We start from the raw sequence: 18,561 nt of genomic DNA on the forward strand, positions 1-18,561 counted from the left end.
CTAACCAATACCCCTCATCAAAGTTAAGGTATTTCAATATGGATGTATCAATAGACGCAATTACCAATAACATTCAGCTGGCACTGGCCCCTGTATTTTTGTTAACTGCTGTAGCAACTCTGATTAATGCGATTTCTGGACGCTTAGCTCGTTCAGTCGATCGTATGCGGGCGATTCGACATTCTATTAACCTGGGTGAGGTAAAGGATGCGGCAATACTGCAGCACATGCATAAAGAGGCTGATGAAGCTCAAATCCGGGGTCGACTTTGTACCGCCGCAATCTTTTTTGATGTTCTCAGTGGTGTTTTTATTTCCTTAACGGTGCTTGAATTATTTTTCTTTCAAGCGGGTGCGGTGCGTTCATTGCAGACAGCCTATGTCATTTGGACATTTGTACTTGGCCTCATCTTTTTTATGACCTCTTTATCCATTGTGCTAGCTGAGGTTGTTTATGCCTATCGCTCAGCTGGCTGGAATACGCCGAATGGCTTTGATAAATGAAGAGAGTGGATAGGATTCGCTCATTCGTATTAAGGGCTGGAAGAACTACCGCTGGTCAGCAGCGCGCAATTGAAGAATTGGGCCCCCAGTTTTTACTTCCTTATCAAGCATCCAATCTCAACTTAATTGAATCATTTAACGGCTCAACTAAACCAAAGATATTGGAGATTGGCTTTGGTATGGGCGAGACTACTGCCAAGATTGCCGCCTTAAGATCGGGCGATGATTTTTTAGCTATCGAGGTTCATCCTCCTGGCGTCGGCGCCTTGCTGAAGCTCATAGGTGAGAACAATCTTAGTAATCTCAGACTCATACGCCATGATGCTGTTGAAGTTTTGGAGAATATGCTGGCGCCGGATTTACTGGATGGTATTCATATTTACTTTGCAGATCCTTGGCATAAGAAGCGTCACCATAAGCGTCGTTTAATTCAGTCTGAATTTATAAGACTTTTAGTCTCTAGATTAAAGCCGGGCGGGTATTTACATTTAGCTACCGATTGGCATAACTATGCCGAGCAAATGCTCTTGGTGCTGAATGCCGAAACTACTTTGCAAAACACTTCGACTGAATTGATGCAAGTGGAAACTTTCACTACTGAGGATGTTGCTAAGTCTGGTGAGGTTTGCAATGAATTTAAGCCTACCCTTGAACAACTCAATGCAGAACATCAGGGTTATGTCGTACGACCAGACTACCGCCCAGTGACGAAGTTTGAAAACCGTGGCGTTAAGCTAGGCCACGGCGTTTGGGATTTGGTCTACAAGAAAAAATAAACCAAGTAACTAAAAAATAAATCAATAAAAAGAGATCTATGGGCTTATAAGCCCACGCAGACGTATTTCATCTCAAGGTATTCATCCATACCATAGACACTACCTTCGCGTCCCAGGCCAGATTGTTTAATGCCACCAAAGGGAGCAACCTCGTTAGAGATTAATCCAGTATTAACGCCCACCATGCCGTACTCCAAGGCCTCAGCTACTTTCCAGACACGGCCAATGTCACGACTATAGAAATACGATGCCAAACCAAACTGACTACTATTCGCCAACCTGATAACCTCTTCATCACTCTCAAAAGGAATGATTGGCGCTATCGGGCCAAAGGTCTCTTCATAGGTAATCAGCATTTGACTGCTTACATTGGCCAGAATGGTCGGCTCATAAAAGTTCTTGCCTTCAATAGACTGTTTGCCGCCAGTAACCAGCTTGGCACCTTTACTAAGTGCATCGGCAACATGCTTTTGTACTTTCTCAAGAGCAGCGGTTTCAATCAGGGGGCCTTGAGTAATGCCGGTGTCCAACCCATTACCCACTTTAATAATGGAAAGTGCCTTAGCAAACTTTTCAACAAACTGATCATGTACTTTTTTATGAACATAAAAGCGGTTTGCACAAACACAAGTTTGACCAGAGTTTCTAAATTTAGAAGCCATGGCACCACTGACGGCGGCATCGATATCGGCATCTTCAAAAACAATAAACGGCGCATGCCCACCTAATTCTAGAGCGATTTTTTTGACGGTTGGCGCACACTGTTCCATCAGGATACGGCCGACTTCTGTAGATCCTGTGAACGATAGATGGCGCACTGTTGGTGAGGAGCAAAGTGTTTTACCAATGACAATGGATTGATTGGCATCTGCAGTAACAATATTAATCACCCCATCTGGAATACCCGCACGCTTGGCAAGTTCAGCCAAAGCTAAAGCGGATAGCGGTGTCAATTCAGCAGGCTTAATCACGATGGTGCATCCCGCCGCTAATGCAGGTGCAATCTTGCGCGTGATCATCGCAATCGGGAAGTTCCAAGGCGTAATAGCTACGCAAACACCAATCGGTTGTTTGAGAACCATGAGGCGCTTATCACTCCAGGTAGTTCCGAGGATGGAGCCTTCAACTCGCTTTGCTTCTTCAGCAAACCACTCCACAAATGAAGCGCCATAAACAACTTCACCGGCAGCTTCGCTTAGAGGCTTGCCTTGCTCGAGCGTCATGAGCTTTGCAAGATCTTGTGTATTTTCGATAATGAGGTCAAACCACTTGCGCATAATTTGCGCGCGTTCTTTGGCTAATTTGCTGCGCCATGCAGGCAGTGCCTTTTCAGCTGCGGCGATAGCGAGCTCAGCATCTTTGGTTTCTAAGTTCGCTACCGAAGCAATGATCTCATCAGTGGCTGGATTAGAAACGGCAAAGGTATTTTTAGAGCCAACCCATTTGCCATCAATAAAAGCCTCTTCTCTAAAAAGGCTTGAATCTTGTAATTGACTACGAATGTCTACTTTTTGCATGATATTTGACCTTGGTATAGATGTAGATCATTTTATCCCTCAATAAATAAAATAGCCCCCAAGCTTTTAGGGCCTGGAGGCTGAGATTCTTTAATGCTAGTTAGGGGGTGATTAGCCTGCCTGAGTCTCGGCGGTGCGAAGCTTCTGGGCAAGTAGATCAAGAACACCATTGACATACTTATGGCCATCAGTGCCGCCAAAGGTTTTAGCAAGTTCAACCGCTTCATTGATGGCCACTTTGTAAGGTACCGAAAGATCGATAGCTAGTTCATAGGCGCCAATGAGTAATGCTGCATGCTCAACTGGAGAAAGTTCGTTAATTGGGCGATCTAATGCAGGGGTAATAATCGCCTCCAACTCATCGGTACGAGCCAGTACGCCATCAAAAATACCTTGGAAGAGATCAAGTTGGCAGCGACGGAATGCTGGATCTTCAGCAAGTTGCTTGGCAATGGCGGCACCATTGGGGATGCTGCCAGCACGACGCATGACTAGGCTTTGATACACACCCTGCAGTGCGTATTCACGAGCGCGACGACGTGGTGTCAGTGAGCGCTTTGGAGCAGGCTTCACTTCTTTGCCGGCTTGGGGGTTTTGTGGGTTCTGGCTAGATGTAGACATGCGAATTATTCTTCTTCACTCGAGTTGATTTCGATATCAATATCAGGAGTTAATGCTAAGGCTAGGTTTGCCATCTCCACTACTGCTTGAGCACATTCTGCACCTTTTACTTGCACGCGGGCATGAGCTTGCTCAGCGGTGTCACAAGTGAGTACTCCATTGGCGATTGGTAGTCCAGAGTCAATAGAAATGCGAGTGATGCCTGAAGCAGATTCATTAGAGACCAATTCAAAGTGATAGGTCTCACCACGAATCACTGCACCTAGGGCAACTAAGCCATCAAACTCACCAGTCTCGGCCATTTTTTGGAGGGCAAATGGAATTTCTAATGCGCCAGGAACAGTAACCAATTTGATATCTGCTTGAGAAACTCCAAGTGCAAGCAATTCATTGATGCAGGAATTTGTCAGGGCAACGCAATGATCTTCATTAAAGCGTGCTTGCACAACACCGATGCGGAGATCTTGACCATTGAGATCAGCTTCTAATACGCCTACAAAATCATTAGTGGAACTCGTCATATCAATCTTTAAAATATTCAGGCTTTAATGGAATTTAAGAAGTGTACGGCTTATAACCTGTAACTTCGAGCTTGTAACCAGACAGGCTAGGAACAGGGCTTGGGTTGGCGAGCAAGCGCATTTTGCCAACACCAATATCTTTCAATATTTGGGCGCCAATACCGTAGCTTCTAAAATCAGTTTTTCTGGTCAACGGTTTCTTGGCTTCTTCCTGTGACTGATTCAGTTTCTGGAACTGTGCCAACCAATCTTGATCGTTCGGGGCGGCGATGCCAGACGCATTGAGGAGTACCGCAACGCCAGTAGGGGCAGAAGCAAGCTCCTCTAACGCTTTGGCTAGCGGCCATGAATGAGTGCTGACATTTGAGTCAAGGAAATCCAAAACAGTGACCGGCTCATGCACGCGCACTAAGGTTTCTTGAGCTTCTGAAGGCTTGCCATGCACTAATGCAATATGAATGCATGAGCTAGGAGTGTCGCGATAAATAATGCCTTGGAATTTTCCCCAAGGGGTAATGAATTCACGGGTGCCTTCGCGAACCACAATACTTTCATGTTGGCTACGGTATTGAATGAGATCTGCAATGCTGCCAATTTTTAATTGATGCTCTTTCGCAAACTCTAGAAGATCTGGAAGACGTGCCATGCTGCCATCGTCTTTCATGATTTCACAAATCACAGATGTAGGAGAGCATCCAGCCATTGCGGCTAAATCGCAACCCGCTTCAGTATGTCCTGAGCGAATAAGTACACCACCAGGCTGTGCCATTAATGGAAAAATATGGCCAGGTTGAACTAAATCACTGGGCTTGGCGTTTGGTGCTACGGCAGTTTTAATCGTAAGCGCACGATCGGCTGCAGAAATACCGGTAGTTACTCCGCTAGCTGCTTCAATGGAAACTGTGAAATTCGTTCCCATGGATGTGCCGTTATCTCGAACCATTAAAGGTAGGTTGAGTTGTTGGCAGCGCTCGCGCGTCAAGGTTAAGCAAATCAATCCACGACCATGTTTTGCCATGAAATTCACAGCCTCAGCGGTGACGTGATCGGCGGCCAGGACTAAATCACCTTCGTTTTCACGATCTTCTTCATCGACAAGGATCACCATTTTGCCGGCGCTGAGCTCGGCAATGATTTCTTCGGTGGAGGCAAGGGTATTTGGCATAGCCCTCTATTTTAAGCTCAGGAGCCCTTTACAGTGCTGTCCCACCTTAATATCCCGTGTTTCTGACAGCAAGAGCCTTGGATCGGAGTTTCAGTTCACAAGACTGCCTTTGAAAATGGGCAATGCCCCCTATAAAGCACCCCAGCCTCCAATGAGATCTAAAAATGGCCAGGGATTCATCTTGCTGGAGGTTCTAGTCGCAATGGCCCTGATTTTGGGAGTTTGGATGACATCGGTGGGCGTTTATCAGCGCCTCGCCTTAACTCTGACTCAACAGGAAGGTAAAAGAGCTCAACTCAGAAAGGATTCGGATACTTTTGAAATACAAGAACACAGCAGGGCTCATCTCAATCTACCGAATCAAGCCTTAAGTAATGAGTCTGCTCGAATGTCTAGTCGGAATCGCCCTCTGCGTACTTCTACTCAACCCTCTTTTAAAGACAAGCGCTGATTTGGTAATCAAGCAAATTGAGTATGAGAAATCACAAGCATTAATTTCAGAAGCGGATCGTGCATTTGAATTAATTGGCCGAGCTATTCGTATAGCTGGTTATCGCAATATTCAAGCCGCTCAAATCCCAATCCAAAAGTCAGGACAAAAAATAAGACAGCAAAAAAACGATGGTTCATTTATTCAGGTTGAAAAAAGATCGGGATTTCGTGGATCTGATTCATTGATCATTCATCATGAATTATCTGCTGGTAAAGATTTTGATTGCATTGGTAATGCGCTTACTCAAGAGCGCATCAAAAATAATTTAGCCATGCAAGGATTCCTGGTGGATCGTCAGGCAGGCATTCCAAAAGGCAAGAAAGTAAATGGTGGCTCGCTAATTTGTCAGTCGCTCGATCGCCAAGGCCGTATTCAAAACACCACCTTAATGAATGGAGTCAATAGTCTTTTAATAGAGGAGTTGAGCCCCTCTCAAGCCCAGCATTTATCGGCATCAAGGCTTTTTAAGATCAAGCTGCAAATGACTGACGGAGCTAAGCTCAACCTAGATTTTGAAAGAACTTTTTCGACGAGGAATCTCTTGTGATTTTGGCTTGGGTGATATCGCTACTCTTACTCTGCTCATCTCTTATTGCATATTTAGAGAGGCTGGGTGCATTACGTATCGTAGAAGTTAAAACAGTGGAAGTAGCCCAGAAACATTTTATTGCTGCTGAAAAATCAGTCTTAGACTGTGAGAAAAATTTAACCACTCTTGCTAATCTGGAGGAGAATGCTTGCTTTATTCAATCAGTCGGTAAAAACCGTTGGCTGATTTCGAGCAAAGAAAAGCCAGCGATTCAGATTGGTGTTGTGATTGATGAAACAACTGGCACAGTCACTCGCATGAACTGGCGACATGTATTTGAATAACTTCAAGTTAGATTCGAAATCTGGATTTAGCCTTCTGGAATTGATGGCTGTGGTTTTACTCATTGCCATTGTTGCGATGATGACGATGCCTTTATTGCAAGAACAAATTGCCGCGCGAGAAATTGAGGCTATTGCTAGAAGATTTATTGCTCATGCCCACTTTGCTCGTCAGCAGGCCTTACATTTGGGTCAGCCCGTCTACCTTGCGCCTATTTCTAGCGATCAATGGGAAGCGGGGTGGATAGTTAAAAGTGGCTGCATCGGAAAGCCGGCCAAACCGGATTGCATTGAAAAGCCCTGGTTTTCGCAAGGAAGCATTGACCCTGTTTACTTTAAGGGCGGAGGCAAGCAATTCATCGATCCCAATTCTGGCAAGAAGGGCATTCTGTTTAATGCTGCTGGTGCGGCAAAAACAGCTCAAGGCGGGTTTGTAGCCAATCGATTGATCCTGGGTCACAGCAGGGCCCCCGACTTGGAGCGCCAAATGATTTTGGGAAGTGGAGGGCGCTGGCGAATCTGTGATCCTGCTAGAGATGCAAAGCGCTGCCATTGAATGGTTTAATAGACCCTATGTACAGCGCAGTTGACCACCAGTTCATGAGCGAGGCAATAGCCGAGGCTCAAAAAGCACTTTATTTATCGAACCCTAATCCCAGAGTGGGTTGCGTCATTGTTAAAGATGGCAAAGTGATTGGTAAGGGCTTTACTCAGAAGGTGGGTAGCGCTCATGCTGAGGTGCAAGCCCTAGCGCACGCTAAATCACTTGGAAATGATCCTGTTGGATCAACTATCTATGTCACGCTAGAGCCATGTAATCACACTGGACGAACACCTCCCTGTGTGGATGCATTGATCGCAGCAAAACCTGAAACCGTATTTGTGGCGATGTCTGATCCCAATCCTTTGGTTGCCGGTAAAGGCTTGGAGCGTTTAACAGCTGTTGGCATCAAAGTGCATTGCGGGTTAATGGAGGCGGAAGCGCGGGCATTGAATCCAGGATTTATCTCAAGGATGACTAGAGGCTTACCTTGGGTGCGCATGAAAATCGCTGCGAGCCTGGATGGCAAAACAGCCCTGCCTGATGGCCGTAGTCAATGGATCACTGGACCTTTGGCGAGAGCGGATGGCCATCATTGGCGTGCGCAAGCTTGTGCCATTGTTACTGGCGTAGGTACTGTTAAAGAAGATGATCCCACTTTGAATGTGCGAGATGTTCAAACTGAGCGTCAGCCTTGGCGAATCATCGTTGACTCCAAATTAGAAACGCCGCCGGCAGCAAAGATTCTCAACCACATTGATCAATCAGGCGTCATCATTGTTTGTGCCAGCTTAGACAGCTCCGAAATGCAACAAAAAGCGCAAGTATTTACTGAGCGCGGTATCGAAGTTATTGCTATGGCTAACCCATCTGGCAAAGTTGATCTGCCAAGGCTATTCTCGTATTTAGCTAAAGAGCGTGAGATGAATGAGATTCATATTGAGTCAGGCTTTAAGCTCAATGGTTCTTTGCTCAGAGAAAACTGTGTAGATGAGTTACTGTTTTACTACGCTCCATTTTTGATGGGTGATGGTATTGGGATGGCCAATGTTTCGCCCCTAAATTCCCTGAATGACAAAGAACAGTGGAAAGTCATTGATCACAGTCTCTTTGGCCCCGATCTTCGACTCCGCTTAATTAAGAACTAAAATCCCCCTATGTTTACTGGAATCATTACTGCTGTTGGTCAAATTAAGAGTGCTCAAGCAAAGGGCGATGGCTTGCATTTAATCGTTGAGGTCCCATCTGGCTATTTGGATGATGTTGCCTTGGGTGACAGTATTGCCATTCAAGGTGCTTGCATGACGGCTACCCAGTTAACCAGCAATTCTTTTGCCTTGGATATCTCTCGTGAGTCTCTGAATAAAACAATTGGTCTAGATAAGGTCGGCCCAGTCAACCTCGAAAAAGCCATGCGCTTAAATGATCGCTTGGGCGGTCATTTAGTTAGCGGGCACGTAGATGGTGTTGGTAAAGTGGCGCATTTTGTTCAAGTAGCTAATGATGCTTATGGATCTTGGTTGTTACGCATCGAGGCACCAAAAGAACTGGCGCAATATTTGGCGTACAAAGGCTCGATTGTTGTAAATGGTGTATCACTCACCGTCAATCACACCGAAGACACTGTAACTTCTTGCATCATCAATATCAATATCATCCCCCACACCCTGGAAAACACTACATTGGGTAATCTCAAGCAAGGCGATGCTGTAAATCTTGAGGTAGATTTAATTGCGCGCTATGTTGCAAGAATGCTAGAAACTCAAGCTAAATAAGATTGATTACTCATTTTCTGTTTTCCGCATTTCTGTACACTACATCTTGATTTCGCTTACCTACAGCAATCACTAGAACTACAAGTTTGTGATCAATAACTTCATAAACAAGTCTATAACCAACAGTTCTCAGTTTAATTTTATAAAAGTTGTCTAAGTCACCATGAAGTTTTGCTGAAGATACTCTTGGGTTAACTAGACGTTTTTGCAGTTGCTTTTTAAATTGCTCTTTTACTGAGTTATCTAATTTTTGCCATTCTTTTAATGCAAGAGCATGAAACTCAAGACTAAAGCTCTTCAAGCTTCACTTTCACAGTTTTGCCGCCTTTGCGAGCCTGAATAGTTTTAATTAGTGAGACATCATCAATTAGATCGAGCAATGCTTCATAAGCCTTTGCAGATAAAAGATAAGCCTCTGGCTTATTGTGGTTTAAGACGGCGACAGGAAGATCTCCAGCGATCTCCATAATCTTGCTGGGGTTGCGTCTTAAGTCAGTCATGCTGACTGTGGTTTTAGCGTGGATTGTATGTGTAAGGCTCATATAAAAATACCCATAATTTAGTGCATTATTATGTGCTTTTTTACAAATGTCAAACGCAAAAATAAAGGGCCTGATAGCCCTATGGGTTTATTTCTTGTTGTAGGCTTACCTATAGCGGGTTGGGTCGACCATATTGGCTTGCTTAAAGCCTGCTTGTCTTAGACGGCATGACTCACATTCACCACAAGCTTCACCCAAGTCATTTGCTTGATAGCAAGAGACTGTTTGGGAATAATCAACACCTAGAGTGCTTCCTAGTTGGATGATTTCACCTTTAGTCAGGCTGATGATAGGTGCGTGAACTCTAAAACGATTTGCATCATTGATGGCTTCTACACCTGCTTTAGTAGCTAGGTTGGCCATATGTTCAAAAGAGGCAACATATTCAGGGCGGCAGTCAGGATAACCTGAGTAATCCACCGAATTAGCCCCATAGAAAACATCTAGTCCACCTAATGACTCTGCCCAACCTAAGGCAAGTGATAGCAAAATGGTATTGCGTGCTGGTACGTAGGTAACGGGGATTTCTTGATCTTTGCTGGGGGTTGTTGGGACTGCAATCGAGGAGTCAGTTAAAGCAGAGCCCCCAAAGCGAGTGAGATCTAGATTAACTACTTCGTGTCGTGCCACTCCAATTTGCTTGGCAATATGTTTTGCCGCTGCCAGCTCAGATGAATGACGCTGACCATATCCAACCGAAAGGGCATACGGCGTATAGCCCAGGTCTTTGGCGAGGGCTAGAACAGTAGTGGAGTCCAAGCCACCAGAAAACAGAATGACTGCTGGAGCGCCCGCCTTACGGGGCGCCAGAGATTCGAATGCAGCAGAAAGCTTAGACATGGATGATTAATTACTTAGTACTAGCAATGAGTTGCTGCGCATCCTTGGCTGCGTCAGTATCTGGATATTTAGCGATGATTTCGTTAAATGTTTTTTTAGCTGCTGCCTTATTGCCGCTTTCTAATTGCGAGTTTCCTAAAGTCACCATTGCCGCAGGTATGCGTGGATGATTTGGGTAGCGTTTAATTAGACTTTGTAACTGACTAATCGCGCCAGCATATTCTTTATTCGCATATTTACTATTGCCACTCCAGTAGAGGGCAAGCGGTAAGTAAGGACTCTTTGGATACTTCGCAGTAAATGCAGCAAAGCTATCATCTGCCTTCTTTAGATTGCCCGCTTGAAATGCCTTCAACGCATCGTCATAGGCTTTTTTCTCACCAGGCTGTACTGTTCCAGAAACGCCTTCAATCGTTACGGTGCGAGGCTCAAAATTACCTAAGCGAGTATCGAGATCTTGGTAGTAAGTCTTCTGACTATTGTTAATGTCTTCGCCTTGCTTCTCAAGCTCTTCCACCTTGCCACGGAGCTCAGCATTCTCAGTTTTGAGCTTGTCGATTTGGCCCTGTAACTCAAGCTGGGTGGTGGCTAGCGACTTGCGTAGATCCAGAATTGCCTTACGCGCTTCATCATCAGAGAAGAGAGCCCAGGCGCTATTAGAGGCGCCCAAGCAAACCAGTGCAGCACTTAAACAAAACGCTCGTGAGAGCGTTTGTTTTACTGAGTATGAAAGCATCTTCATTTAGTTGGTGATGTAAACAATATCAGCGCGGCGATTTTCTGCCCAAGCTGCTTCGGTATCACCTTCTGCTTTTGGTTTTTCTTTACCAAAGCTCACTGCTTCCATTTGGTCGTCAGAAACGCCCATCAAGTTCAATGATTTACGTACAGCATCAGAACGACGTTGGCCAAGTGCCAAGTTGTATTCCGCGGTGCCGCGTTCATCGGTATTGCCTTGAATAATGATCTTCTGCTTTGGATTGGCTTTTAAGTAGCCTGCGTGAGCGGACAACATTTTTTGATATTTAGTCTGAACGGTATATTCATCAAAGCCAAAGTAAACGCTTTTCTCAAAGAGTGGGCTGCTTGGATCATTCCATGGCTGTGAGCCAAATTTGCCACTGCCGCTACCATTGGCGCCATCAGTGTCATCTAGTTTGACGCTGGAGCATGCTGCCATCAAAAATGCTGTGGCACCAATCAGGGCGAATGTCGCTGCGCGACGTGCAATAGAAATCTTCATGAATTTTCCTTTTTCCTACGAGCTAAATCTATAAATGAATCAATAGACAATATTATGCCCCCAAGAACATCAAAAGTGACTATTTCAACCCCTAAAAGGGGGTTTAGACGTAGTGAAGACTTGGTTAAGGCTGGACTAAGACTCAGTCCATGAATGGACCCCAGGATGGCTGACGTACATCAGATCCTGGAATGCTCAACACTTGCTTGGAGTTTCCATCAACTGAGACAGCAGCAAGAACGCGTTTGCCACCCACTTTTGTGGAGTAGAGAACATAGCGACCATTTGCAGCAAAGGAAGGAGATTCATCACTAGTACCATCAGTAAGTGCCTGAGCATCACCAGTAGCTAAGTTCAGAATGTAGAGACGGTATGCGCCACCAACATTAGCAATGTAAGCCAAGTACTTTCCATCTGGAGAGATACGCGGTGAAGTGACGAAACCTTGTTTGAAGGTAATCCGTTTGACACCTTCAGCTTGTTCGCCATCAGCACTCATGCGATAGATTTGTGGACTACCGCCACGATCGCTGGTGAAATAGATATAGCGACCATCAGCAGAATATTGTGGCTCAGTATCAATCGTGTTGCCACGAGTGAAGCGATGTAAACCCGTGCCATCGGCATTGATGCCGTAGATCTGAGTGTTGCCGTCTTTAGATAATGAGATCGCCAATTTCTTACCATCAGGTGACCATGCTGGCGCGCTGTTGTTGCCTTTTTGATTTGATAGAGAAATGCGACGACCAGTAGCGAGCTCGTGCACATAAATAACTGGCTTACGATCTTCAAAAGAAACGTAGGCTACTTTCTTGCCATCAGGTGACCAAGATGGGGAAATGATCGGCTCGCCACTATTCATGGCGTTACGAATATTTTGACCGTCTGCATCGGAGATCACTAGGCGATAACGCTTACCGTCCTTGATGACGTAGGAGAGGCGGGTAGAGAACACGCCACGCTCACCCAGTAATTTGAAGATGATGTCATCAGCAATTTTGTGGGCAACCGCACGCAGGTTATCGGCGCTTGAGTTGAGATTTAAGCCACCCAGACTTTGGGATTTACGAACATCAAACAACTTGTAATGAATGTCAAATTGGTTGTTGCCAGTCTGCACGACTGATCCAACGACTAGTGCATCAGCACCGCGTGCCGCCCAAGACTTGTAGTTAGGCGTACCATCATCACTCTCAACGGCATTACCATTTTCAGTATTTTTAAAGTAACCGCTGCGCGCTAAATCTTGCCGAATAATTTCAGTAACGCTAGTGGGTAATTTATTCTCATCTTTAAACCGCATTACTGCGATTGGGTAGAGCGATTGACCAACGCCAGTGATTTCAATATTCATCTGCGCTAGCGCAGGCATTGCAAAGCTGATACAAAGAGCAATTACAATCATGCTAAAAGAGTTTAATTTTGATGCTAGCTTCTGTAGCTGTCTTTTTGCTAATTGCAACATGCATTAATCCTTGGGTTTAAAAGTCAGTTTTACTTCGCGTTGAGGAATTTTGCCATTGTCGTCTTTCGGCAGGCTTTCTGCGCGAGAGAGTGCAAGTAGTACTGCGCGATCCCAGCCAGCGTTGCCGCTAGAGGACTGAATGCTGGTGCTCAGAATAGCTCCGTCTGGAGCAAGGCTCACCAGAATGACTGCAGCAGGGTTGCCACTTACGGACTCAGGGTTAAAGACAATCAATGGCTTGACCTTCTTAATCACTTTATCGGTCCAGCCTGGAGGCGCATTGCCTCCGCCACCAACACCACTTCCAACTGTGCCACCACTACCACCTTCGGCACCAGCTGCAGCACGTAAACGCGCTAACTGATCTGCACGTGCTTTTTCTGCTGCGGCATTGGCTTTGGTTTCTGCAGGAGATTGCGCTTTAGGGGCTTCAGCCTTTTTCGGCGGCTCTTCCTTCTCCTTGGGTGGAGGAGGTTTTACCGTTTTAGGAGTTTCTTTTACTTCTTTTTTGGGCGGTTCTTTCTCAACCTTCTTTTTCTTGATGGCGATATCTGCAGCTTCTTCTTTCATTTCGGTTTTGAGTTCTGGTTCAGGCGGCGCTTCAACCTGCGGAGCAGAATCCCAAAGTTCAACTTCAACACCAGAAGAGGTGGTGTTATTCCAGCTAATGCCAATCATGAGAAAGGCAAGCAATCCCAAATGCGCAATGAGTGAAAAAGTAAACGCGCGCTTAGTGCTTTCTTCTTTCGTGAAGCGTCCTCGCTTGAATTGCGAGAGGGGTGGCTGAAAAGAGTGTGCGCTATTCATGAGCAGCTATGAAGGCCAGAGTCTTACTGGGTCTTGACCGCAAGGCCAACGCGCTTCACGCCATTCTCTTTGAGCTTGGACATTACTTCCATCACTGTTTCATATTTGATGGATTTATCAGCGGCGATCACAATTGGTTGATCAGCAGACTTTTCTGCTTGTGATCTCGCAAAGGCGCCGAGTTCAAATTTATTGAGTGTTTGCGTCGGATCACCATCTTTGCGCACGATGACATTCTCGTTGGCGTCAATCGTTAGAAAGACTGGCGGTAGTGATTGCACTTTGGCGCCACCAACAGTGGGCAAGTTGACAACACCTGGATTGACCATTGGTGCGGTGACCATAAAGATCACGAGCAATACCAACATCACGTCGATATACGGAACGACGTTAATGTCAGACATTGCCCGACGTTTGTTTTTACGTAATGAAGATCCAGCCATAATTTTTTTCGCTTATCGGTCCACTCGTTATTTCAATTAACGTCCTACAGTCTGACGCTGCAAGATATTGGTGAACTCTTCAATGAAAGTTTCAAAGCGAATGGAGAGGCGATCTACATCAGTTGCTGCCCGGTTGTAAGCAACTACTGCCGGAATCGCTGCGAACAAACCAATTGCTGTGGCGATCAACGCTTCTGCGATACCGGGAGCTACTGCAGAAAGGGTAGCGTTTTGCACATTGGCCAAACCGCGAAAGGAGTGCATGATGCCCCAAACGGTACCAAAGAGGCCAATATAGGGAGAAACTGAGCCTACAGATGCCAAGAAAGGTAGATTGGCTTCCAGGAGGTCCATTTCGCGTTGATAGGTGGCTTTCATTGCGCGACGGGCGGCGTCAATCTCACGACCTTTTGCAAATTCTTGCATCCCAGCTTCGAAAATATGCTCTAGGACCGCGTCATTGCGGTTATTACGCTGGGCTGCCTCCAGGAGGGTATTGAGGTCGCCGCCGGCCCAAAAGTCGCGCTCAAAGCGCTCGGTATCCTGGCGGACCCCACGTAAAACAGCAGTTTTCTTGAAAATAATGGTCCAAGAGGCGACGGACATCCCCAGTAATAACAACATTACCAACTGTACTAATAGGCTGGCATTAAGGACTAGGGAGAGAAATGAGAGGTCTTGTGTAGAGGTCATGGTGGATTTTGTATGATGTAGGTTGATTTTACTAAGTTAATTCACTCAGCAATCCAACATTTTCAGGATTATCACCATGTTTGACCGTCAAAACACCTTAGCCAAAACCGATCCCCAATTATGGGCAGCCATTCAGAACGAAAATAAGCGTCAGGAAGACCATATTGAGCTGATTGCTTCTGAGAACTACACCTCACCAGCGGTAATGGAGGCCCAAGGTTCTCAGTTGACCAATAAGTATGCAGAAGGTTATCCAGGAAAGCGTTATTACGGCGGTTGCGAGTTCGTGGACGTTGCTGAGCAATTGGCGATTGATCGTGTCAAAGCATTGTTTGGCGCTGAAGCAGCAAACGTACAACCCCATTGCGGAGCATCTGCTAACCAAGCAGTGTTCTTGGCTTTCTTAAAACCAGGCGATACCTTCATGGGTATGAGTCTTGCTGAGGGTGGTCACTTAACGCACGGTATGGCTCTGAATATGAGTGGTAAGTGGTTTAACCCTATCTCATATGGCCTCGATAAAAATGAAGCGATTGACTATGAGCAAATGGAGCGTTTGGCGCGTGAGCACAAACCGAAATTGATTATTGCTGGTGCATCTGCCTACTCTCTCGTAATTGATTGGGAGCGTATTGGAAAGTTAGCAAAAGAAGTGGGCGCAATTTTTATGGTGGATATGGCGCATTACTCCGGTCTGATTGCTGCTGGTGTTTATCCCAACCCCGTACCGCATGCAGACATCGTGACTTCTACAACGCATAAGAGCTTGCGTGGTCCCCGTGGCGGCATCATCTTGATGAAGGCTGAGCACGAAAAAGCGATTAACTCTGCAGTGTTCCCAGGCTTACAGGGCGGCCCTTTGATGCATGTAATCGCTGGTAAAGCGGCAGCATTCAAAGAGGCGCAGGAGCCGGGCTTTATTGATTACCAAAAGCAAGTTGTTGCGAATGCAAAAGCGCTTGCAGAAACTTTGATTGCACGTGGCTTACGTATCGTTTCTGGTGGAACAGATTCTCATGTGATGTTGGTAGATTTGCGCGCCAAGAAAATGACCGGCAAAGAAGCTGAACGTGTTTTAGGTGAAGCGCACATTACTTGTAATAAGAATGGTATTCCAAACGATCCAGAAAAACCAATGGTGACCAGTGGTATTCGTTTAGGATCACCAGCGATGACTACCCGTGGATTTAAAGAAGCAGAAGCAATACAAGTAGGTAACTTTATTGCGGATGTTTTAGATAACCCAAATGATCCTGAGAACATCGCTAAAGTGCGTGCTCAAGTTTCTGAGCTCACTAAGCGTTTCCCGGTTTACGGTTAAGCATTAATTAATCCAACCAAGAGAAGAGCTAATTGCGCTGTCCTTTCTGTCATAACGAAGATACCCAAGTTCTAGACACCCGGGTATCTGACGAGGGCGATACTATTCGTCGTCGTCGCCGTTGTGCCAAGTGCGATAAGCGCTTTACTACTTATGAGCGTGTTGAGTTGGCGCTCCCAGCCATCGTCAAGAAGAACGGCAGCCGGGTGGAATACAGTCATGACAAACTGGCAAGTTCGATCAAATTAGCCCTGCGTAAGCGCCCAGTCTCCTCAGACTCCGTTGATGAATCCATTGCCCGTATTGAAGAAAAGCTCCTTAGTCTGGGTGAAAAAGAGATTCCGAGTGAGCGCGTAGGTGAGTTGGTGATGCGTGAGCTCAAGCGCCTGGACAAGGTTGCATATATTCGTTTTGCTTCGGTCTATAGAAGCTTTGCAGATATCGAATCTTTCGAGAGTGCTTTAAAAGAGCTGAAGTAGACAATTTGGTGAGCAGCATTTACCTCTGAAGATGTCATTAAAAATATGAAAAAAATTCTGGTCACAGGTGGCGCTGGTTATATCGGCTCTCATACCGTAGTTCAGCTATTGAATTCCGGTAAAGAAATTGTCATTCTGGATAACTTATCCAATAGTAGCCTGGGGGTTATCAAGCGCATAGAAGATTTGACTGGAAGGGCGGTTGAGTTCATCGAGGGTGATATACGAGATAGAGCGCTAGTCAGAGCCACTTTCGAGCAACACACATTTGATTCGGTAATTCATTTCGCAGGCCTCAAAGCAGTGGGTGAATCCGAAGCCTTCCCCCTGAAATACTTTGATAACAATGTATCCGGAAGTATTGTCTTGTTTGAAGAGATGATGCTGGCTAATGTAAATCAGTTGATCTTCTCCTCTTCAGCTACCGTATACGGCAATCCTGGATCAGTTTGTTATACCGAAGAGACCCCTGTTTCGCCAATCAATGTGTATGGCAGGACGAAGTTGATGGTTGAAGAGATTTTGCGTGATCTACAAAAGGCTAACCCTGCTTTAAGAATTGCCTTGCTAAGATATTTCAACCCAGTTGGAGCTCATGAGTCGGGGCAGATTGGTGAAAATCCTTTTGGCAAACCAAACAATCTGATGCCATTTATGACTCAGGTCGCCATTGGTGCCCAAGAAAAATTGATGGTGTATGGAAATGATTACCCAACCCCAGATGGAACGGGTTTAAGAGATTACATTCACGTCGAGGATTTAGCTGCGGGCCACCTAGCGGCTTTAAAAGCCCTAGAGCAGAATGCGTCCATCACAGTAAATCTAGGAACCGGAAAGCCTTATAGTGTTTTTGACATGATTAAGGCGTTTGAGGGAGCATCGGGAGTAAAGATTCCTTATGAGGTTGTTGCTCGACGAGCTGGTGATCTATCTGAATACTACGCAGATCCAACGTCGGCTAAAAAAGTTTTACGCTGGGAAGCTCAATTGGGGATTGATCGCATGTGTGCCGATTCTTGGCGATGGCAAAAAAATAATCCTAAGGGATATTCGTAATTTTAAAAAAGCCTGCTGTTACAGGCTTTTTATTTACTTATCTAACTTCACATTATCTTAATCATCTAAATTTTTTAATGTTTTAAAGCAGTGTAATCGGTAAGGTTTTGTGTATACTGTAACCAATTGATTACAATTTGAAGATGTATGAAATCAATAAAACAGTTGAATTTGAGGTCTGGCTAAAGGCTATTCGCGATCCTTTAACTCGAGGTCGTTTATTAGCAAGACTGCGTAGGGCCGCATTGGGAAATTTGGGTGATGTTGCCCCAATAACTGATGCAAATGGAATTTGGGAGATGCGAGAGCATTTTGGTTCCGGTTGGCGGATGTATTACTTGCGGCGTGGGAAGGTAGTAATTGTGATGTTGGGCGGCGGTTATAAAACAACTCAAAAGGCTGATATTAAAAAGGTTAAAAAGTTGCTTTTAACGATGGAGGATTGAATGAAAAATACAAAAAAAATAAAAATAAAAGATTTGCCTAAATTTGATGTCGTGGATTACTTAAAAACGGAGGCAGATATCGCTGGATATTTAACTGCTGTGCTAGAGGATGGGGATCCTGCTTTATTTGTTGCGGCAATAGGTGATATTGCTAGGGCAAAAGGCATGACTGCTATTGCTAAAAAGAGTGGAGTAACCAGGGAATCTCTTTATAGAGCCTTAAAAATTGAAGCGCGTCCACGATTTGAGACGGTAGCCAGGGTAATACATGCTTTGGGTATGAAATTAAGTGTGCATGCATAAAAAAAGACTGCAATTGAACTGACCCACAAAAGTTGGACAGTTTAATTAGGTTAGCACGAGGGATTGAGTTCGGTAATTAACCGGGCTCAATCCCTTCAGTTTTTGTTTGATCCGATCATGGTTGTAATAGTCGATATATTC

The 18,561-nt window shown here is 45.3% G+C and carries 27 protein-coding genes; 13 read left to right on the plus strand and 14 right to left on the minus strand.

Going from position 1 to position 18,561, the window contains the following annotated elements; all coding sequences use genetic code 11:
- Window positions 1-38: 38 nt before the first annotated feature.
- Together ICN44_RS08075 and trmB are read left to right on the plus strand one after the other, a co-directional pair.
- A complete protein-coding gene (locus tag ICN44_RS08075; protein ID WP_216263440.1) occupies window positions 39-503 on the plus strand; it encodes a DUF2721 domain-containing protein in 465 nt (154 codons plus the stop codon).
- Window positions 500-1,279, plus strand: coding sequence for a tRNA (guanosine(46)-N7)-methyltransferase TrmB (gene trmB, locus ICN44_RS08080; protein ID WP_216263441.1), 780 nt, complete (start codon window positions 500-502; stop codon window positions 1,277-1,279). Before ICN44_RS08075 ends, trmB begins: the two co-directional genes overlap by 4 nt.
- 44 nt (window positions 1,280-1,323) lie before the next feature.
- On the opposite strand, the gene ICN44_RS08085 is transcribed toward trmB, so the two are convergent.
- The 4 genes from ICN44_RS08085 to ribBA form a co-directional block, all read right to left on the minus strand.
- Complete coding sequence (locus ICN44_RS08085) at window positions 1,324-2,796, minus strand: NAD-dependent succinate-semialdehyde dehydrogenase (protein ID WP_216263442.1); 1,473 nt, start codon at window positions 2,794-2,796, stop codon at window positions 1,324-1,326.
- 111 nt (window positions 2,797-2,907) lie between these two features.
- The gene (gene nusB, locus ICN44_RS08090) at window positions 2,908-3,417 is read right to left on the minus strand and encodes a transcription antitermination factor NusB (protein WP_216263443.1); all 510 of its coding nucleotides are present in this window, start codon (window positions 3,415-3,417) and stop codon (window positions 2,908-2,910) included.
- Between the two features lie 5 nt (window positions 3,418-3,422).
- Entirely contained in the window at window positions 3,423-3,938 is a 516-nt protein-coding gene (gene ribH, locus ICN44_RS08095; RefSeq protein WP_216263444.1) for a 6,7-dimethyl-8-ribityllumazine synthase, read from the minus strand.
- Between the two features lie 34 nt (window positions 3,939-3,972).
- Complete coding sequence (ribBA, locus tag ICN44_RS08100) at window positions 3,973-5,103, minus strand: bifunctional 3,4-dihydroxy-2-butanone-4-phosphate synthase/GTP cyclohydrolase II (protein WP_216263445.1); 1,131 nt, start codon at window positions 5,101-5,103, stop codon at window positions 3,973-3,975.
- A gap of 151 nt (window positions 5,104-5,254) precedes the next feature.
- On the opposite strand from ribBA, the gene ICN44_RS08105 reads away from it, so the two are divergent.
- From ICN44_RS08105 to ICN44_RS08130, 6 genes are read left to right on the plus strand one after another with little or no spacing between them, the layout of a single operon-like run.
- Complete coding sequence (locus ICN44_RS08105; RefSeq protein ID WP_216263446.1) at window positions 5,255-5,554, plus strand: prepilin-type N-terminal cleavage/methylation domain-containing protein; 300 nt, start codon at window positions 5,255-5,257, stop codon at window positions 5,552-5,554.
- Window positions 5,478-6,143, plus strand: a complete 666-nt coding sequence (locus ICN44_RS08110) for a hypothetical protein (protein WP_216263447.1) — start codon at window positions 5,478-5,480, stop codon at window positions 6,141-6,143. The genes ICN44_RS08105 and ICN44_RS08110 overlap by 77 nt, the downstream gene beginning before the upstream one ends.
- Window positions 6,140-6,469 carry a hypothetical protein gene (locus ICN44_RS08115; protein ID WP_216263448.1) on the plus strand — a complete coding sequence of 110 codons (330 nt, stop codon included), beginning with the start codon at window positions 6,140-6,142 and terminating at the stop codon, window positions 6,467-6,469. Before ICN44_RS08110 ends, ICN44_RS08115 begins: the two co-directional genes overlap by 4 nt.
- Entirely contained in the window at window positions 6,456-7,022 is a 567-nt protein-coding gene (locus ICN44_RS08120) for a GspH/FimT family pseudopilin (RefSeq protein WP_216263449.1), read from the plus strand. Before ICN44_RS08115 ends, ICN44_RS08120 begins: the two co-directional genes overlap by 14 nt.
- A gap of 17 nt (window positions 7,023-7,039) precedes the next feature.
- Window positions 7,040-8,155 carry a bifunctional diaminohydroxyphosphoribosylaminopyrimidine deaminase/5-amino-6-(5-phosphoribosylamino)uracil reductase RibD gene (gene ribD / locus ICN44_RS08125; RefSeq protein ID WP_216263450.1) on the plus strand — a complete coding sequence of 372 codons (1,116 nt, stop codon included), beginning with the start codon at window positions 7,040-7,042 and terminating at the stop codon, window positions 8,153-8,155.
- A 9-nt stretch (window positions 8,156-8,164) separates the two neighbouring features.
- A complete protein-coding gene (locus tag ICN44_RS08130) occupies window positions 8,165-8,782 on the plus strand; it encodes a riboflavin synthase (RefSeq protein ID WP_216263451.1) in 618 nt (205 codons plus the stop codon).
- 10 nt (window positions 8,783-8,792) lie between these two features.
- On the opposite strand, the gene ICN44_RS08135 is transcribed toward ICN44_RS08130, so the two are convergent.
- The 9 genes from ICN44_RS08135 to tolQ form a co-directional block, all read right to left on the minus strand.
- Window positions 8,793-9,083, minus strand: coding sequence for a type II toxin-antitoxin system RelE/ParE family toxin (locus ICN44_RS08135; protein ID WP_216263452.1), 291 nt, complete (start codon window positions 9,081-9,083; stop codon window positions 8,793-8,795).
- On the minus strand, window positions 9,070-9,324 hold the full coding sequence (locus ICN44_RS08140; RefSeq protein WP_216263453.1) for a type II toxin-antitoxin system prevent-host-death family antitoxin: 255 nt from the start codon (window positions 9,322-9,324) through the stop codon (window positions 9,070-9,072). Before ICN44_RS08140 ends, ICN44_RS08135 begins: the two co-directional genes overlap by 14 nt.
- A gap of 105 nt (window positions 9,325-9,429) precedes the next feature.
- Window positions 9,430-10,164, minus strand: a complete 735-nt coding sequence (queC, locus tag ICN44_RS08145) for a 7-cyano-7-deazaguanine synthase QueC (protein WP_216263454.1) — start codon at window positions 10,162-10,164, stop codon at window positions 9,430-9,432.
- A 10-nt stretch (window positions 10,165-10,174) separates the two neighbouring features.
- Window positions 10,175-10,906 carry a tol-pal system protein YbgF gene (gene ybgF, locus ICN44_RS08150; RefSeq protein ID WP_216263455.1) on the minus strand — a complete coding sequence of 244 codons (732 nt, stop codon included), beginning with the start codon at window positions 10,904-10,906 and terminating at the stop codon, window positions 10,175-10,177.
- The gene (pal, locus tag ICN44_RS08155; RefSeq protein WP_216121639.1) at window positions 10,907-11,407 is read right to left on the minus strand and encodes a peptidoglycan-associated lipoprotein Pal; all 501 of its coding nucleotides are present in this window, start codon (window positions 11,405-11,407) and stop codon (window positions 10,907-10,909) included.
- A gap of 142 nt (window positions 11,408-11,549) precedes the next feature.
- Window positions 11,550-12,812, minus strand: a complete 1,263-nt coding sequence (gene tolB / locus ICN44_RS08160; RefSeq protein ID WP_216263456.1) for a Tol-Pal system beta propeller repeat protein TolB — start codon at window positions 12,810-12,812, stop codon at window positions 11,550-11,552.
- Window positions 12,813-12,875: 63 nt separating this feature from the next.
- On the minus strand, window positions 12,876-13,679 hold the full coding sequence (gene tolA, locus ICN44_RS08165) for a cell envelope integrity protein TolA (protein ID WP_216263457.1): 804 nt from the start codon (window positions 13,677-13,679) through the stop codon (window positions 12,876-12,878).
- Window positions 13,680-13,702: 23 nt separating this feature from the next.
- The gene (tolR, locus tag ICN44_RS08170; RefSeq protein ID WP_072583297.1) at window positions 13,703-14,122 is read right to left on the minus strand and encodes a protein TolR; all 420 of its coding nucleotides are present in this window, start codon (window positions 14,120-14,122) and stop codon (window positions 13,703-13,705) included.
- A 36-nt stretch (window positions 14,123-14,158) separates the two neighbouring features.
- Window positions 14,159-14,815: a protein TolQ gene (gene tolQ / locus ICN44_RS08175; protein ID WP_216263458.1), complete on the minus strand. Its 657-nt coding sequence runs from the start codon at window positions 14,813-14,815 to the stop codon at window positions 14,159-14,161.
- Window positions 14,816-14,891: 76 nt separating this feature from the next.
- Between tolQ and glyA the strand changes: the two genes are divergently transcribed.
- The 5 genes from glyA (at window position 14,892) to ICN44_RS08200 (ending at window position 18,420) form a co-directional block, all read left to right on the plus strand.
- Window positions 14,892-16,136, plus strand: a complete 1,245-nt coding sequence (glyA, locus tag ICN44_RS08180; RefSeq protein ID WP_216263459.1) for a serine hydroxymethyltransferase — start codon at window positions 14,892-14,894, stop codon at window positions 16,134-16,136.
- 32 nt (window positions 16,137-16,168) lie between these two features.
- Window positions 16,169-16,615 carry a transcriptional regulator NrdR gene (gene nrdR / locus ICN44_RS08185; protein WP_215360817.1) on the plus strand — a complete coding sequence of 149 codons (447 nt, stop codon included), beginning with the start codon at window positions 16,169-16,171 and terminating at the stop codon, window positions 16,613-16,615.
- 45 nt (window positions 16,616-16,660) lie between these two features.
- Entirely contained in the window at window positions 16,661-17,671 is a 1,011-nt protein-coding gene (gene galE, locus ICN44_RS08190; protein ID WP_216263460.1) for a UDP-glucose 4-epimerase GalE, read from the plus strand.
- A gap of 143 nt (window positions 17,672-17,814) precedes the next feature.
- On the plus strand, window positions 17,815-18,117 hold the full coding sequence (locus ICN44_RS08195) for a type II toxin-antitoxin system RelE/ParE family toxin (protein WP_216263461.1): 303 nt from the start codon (window positions 17,815-17,817) through the stop codon (window positions 18,115-18,117).
- A complete protein-coding gene (locus tag ICN44_RS08200) occupies window positions 18,118-18,420 on the plus strand; it encodes an addiction module antidote protein (protein WP_072583291.1) in 303 nt (100 codons plus the stop codon).
- Between the two features lie 45 nt (window positions 18,421-18,465).
- Here the strand turns inward: ICN44_RS08200 and ICN44_RS08205 are convergent.
- Window positions 18,466-18,561: IS3 family transposase (locus ICN44_RS08205; RefSeq protein WP_216205431.1), on the minus strand; the 96-nt coding region annotated here is incomplete at its 5' end.

It is taken from the genome of Polynucleobacter sp. JS-Fieb-80-E5, assembly GCF_018882015.1.
Lineage (GTDB): Bacteria > Pseudomonadota > Gammaproteobacteria > Burkholderiales > Burkholderiaceae > Polynucleobacter.

What these genes read in the sequence shown, in the direction of transcription:
- ICN44_RS08075 (WP_216263440.1), top strand. Translation starts at nt 39, where the DNA reads ATGGATGTATCAATAGACGCAATTACCAATAACATTCAGCTGGCACTG.
- trmB (WP_216263441.1), top strand. Translation starts at nt 500, where the DNA reads ATGAAGAGAGTGGATAGGATTCGCTCATTCGTATTAAGGGCTGGAAGA.
- ICN44_RS08085 (WP_216263442.1), bottom strand. Translation starts at nt 2,796, where the DNA reads ATGCAAAAAGTAGACATTCGTAGTCAATTACAAGATTCAAGCCTTTTT.
- nusB (WP_216263443.1), bottom strand. Translation starts at nt 3,417, where the DNA reads ATGTCTACATCTAGCCAGAACCCACAAAACCCCCAAGCCGGCAAAGAA.
- ribH (WP_216263444.1), bottom strand. Translation starts at nt 3,938, where the DNA reads ATGACGAGTTCCACTAATGATTTTGTAGGCGTATTAGAAGCTGATCTC.
- ribBA (WP_216263445.1), bottom strand. Translation starts at nt 5,103, where the DNA reads ATGCCAAATACCCTTGCCTCCACCGAAGAAATCATTGCCGAGCTCAGC.
- ICN44_RS08105 (WP_216263446.1), top strand. Translation starts at nt 5,255, where the DNA reads ATGAGATCTAAAAATGGCCAGGGATTCATCTTGCTGGAGGTTCTAGTC.
- ICN44_RS08110 (WP_216263447.1), top strand. Translation starts at nt 5,478, where the DNA reads ATGAGTCTGCTCGAATGTCTAGTCGGAATCGCCCTCTGCGTACTTCTA.
- ICN44_RS08120 (WP_216263449.1), top strand. Translation starts at nt 6,456, where the DNA reads ATGTATTTGAATAACTTCAAGTTAGATTCGAAATCTGGATTTAGCCTT.
- ribD (WP_216263450.1), top strand. Translation starts at nt 7,040, where the DNA reads ATGTACAGCGCAGTTGACCACCAGTTCATGAGCGAGGCAATAGCCGAG.
- ICN44_RS08130 (WP_216263451.1), top strand. Translation starts at nt 8,165, where the DNA reads ATGTTTACTGGAATCATTACTGCTGTTGGTCAAATTAAGAGTGCTCAA.
- ICN44_RS08140 (WP_216263453.1), bottom strand. Translation starts at nt 9,324, where the DNA reads ATGAGCCTTACACATACAATCCACGCTAAAACCACAGTCAGCATGACT.
- queC (WP_216263454.1), bottom strand. Translation starts at nt 10,164, where the DNA reads ATGTCTAAGCTTTCTGCTGCATTCGAATCTCTGGCGCCCCGTAAGGCG.
- ybgF (WP_216263455.1), bottom strand. Translation starts at nt 10,906, where the DNA reads ATGAAGATGCTTTCATACTCAGTAAAACAAACGCTCTCACGAGCGTTT.
- pal (WP_216121639.1), bottom strand. Translation starts at nt 11,407, where the DNA reads ATGAAGATTTCTATTGCACGTCGCGCAGCGACATTCGCCCTGATTGGT.
- tolB (WP_216263456.1), bottom strand. Translation starts at nt 12,812, where the DNA reads ATGATTGTAATTGCTCTTTGTATCAGCTTTGCAATGCCTGCGCTAGCG.
- tolA (WP_216263457.1), bottom strand. Translation starts at nt 13,679, where the DNA reads ATGAATAGCGCACACTCTTTTCAGCCACCCCTCTCGCAATTCAAGCGA.
- tolR (WP_072583297.1), bottom strand. Translation starts at nt 14,122, where the DNA reads ATGGCTGGATCTTCATTACGTAAAAACAAACGTCGGGCAATGTCTGAC.
- tolQ (WP_216263458.1), bottom strand. Translation starts at nt 14,815, where the DNA reads ATGACCTCTACACAAGACCTCTCATTTCTCTCCCTAGTCCTTAATGCC.
- glyA (WP_216263459.1), top strand. Translation starts at nt 14,892, where the DNA reads ATGTTTGACCGTCAAAACACCTTAGCCAAAACCGATCCCCAATTATGG.
- galE (WP_216263460.1), top strand. Translation starts at nt 16,661, where the DNA reads ATGAAAAAAATTCTGGTCACAGGTGGCGCTGGTTATATCGGCTCTCAT.
- ICN44_RS08195 (WP_216263461.1), top strand. Translation starts at nt 17,815, where the DNA reads ATGTATGAAATCAATAAAACAGTTGAATTTGAGGTCTGGCTAAAGGCT.
- ICN44_RS08200 (WP_072583291.1), top strand. Translation starts at nt 18,118, where the DNA reads ATGAAAAATACAAAAAAAATAAAAATAAAAGATTTGCCTAAATTTGAT.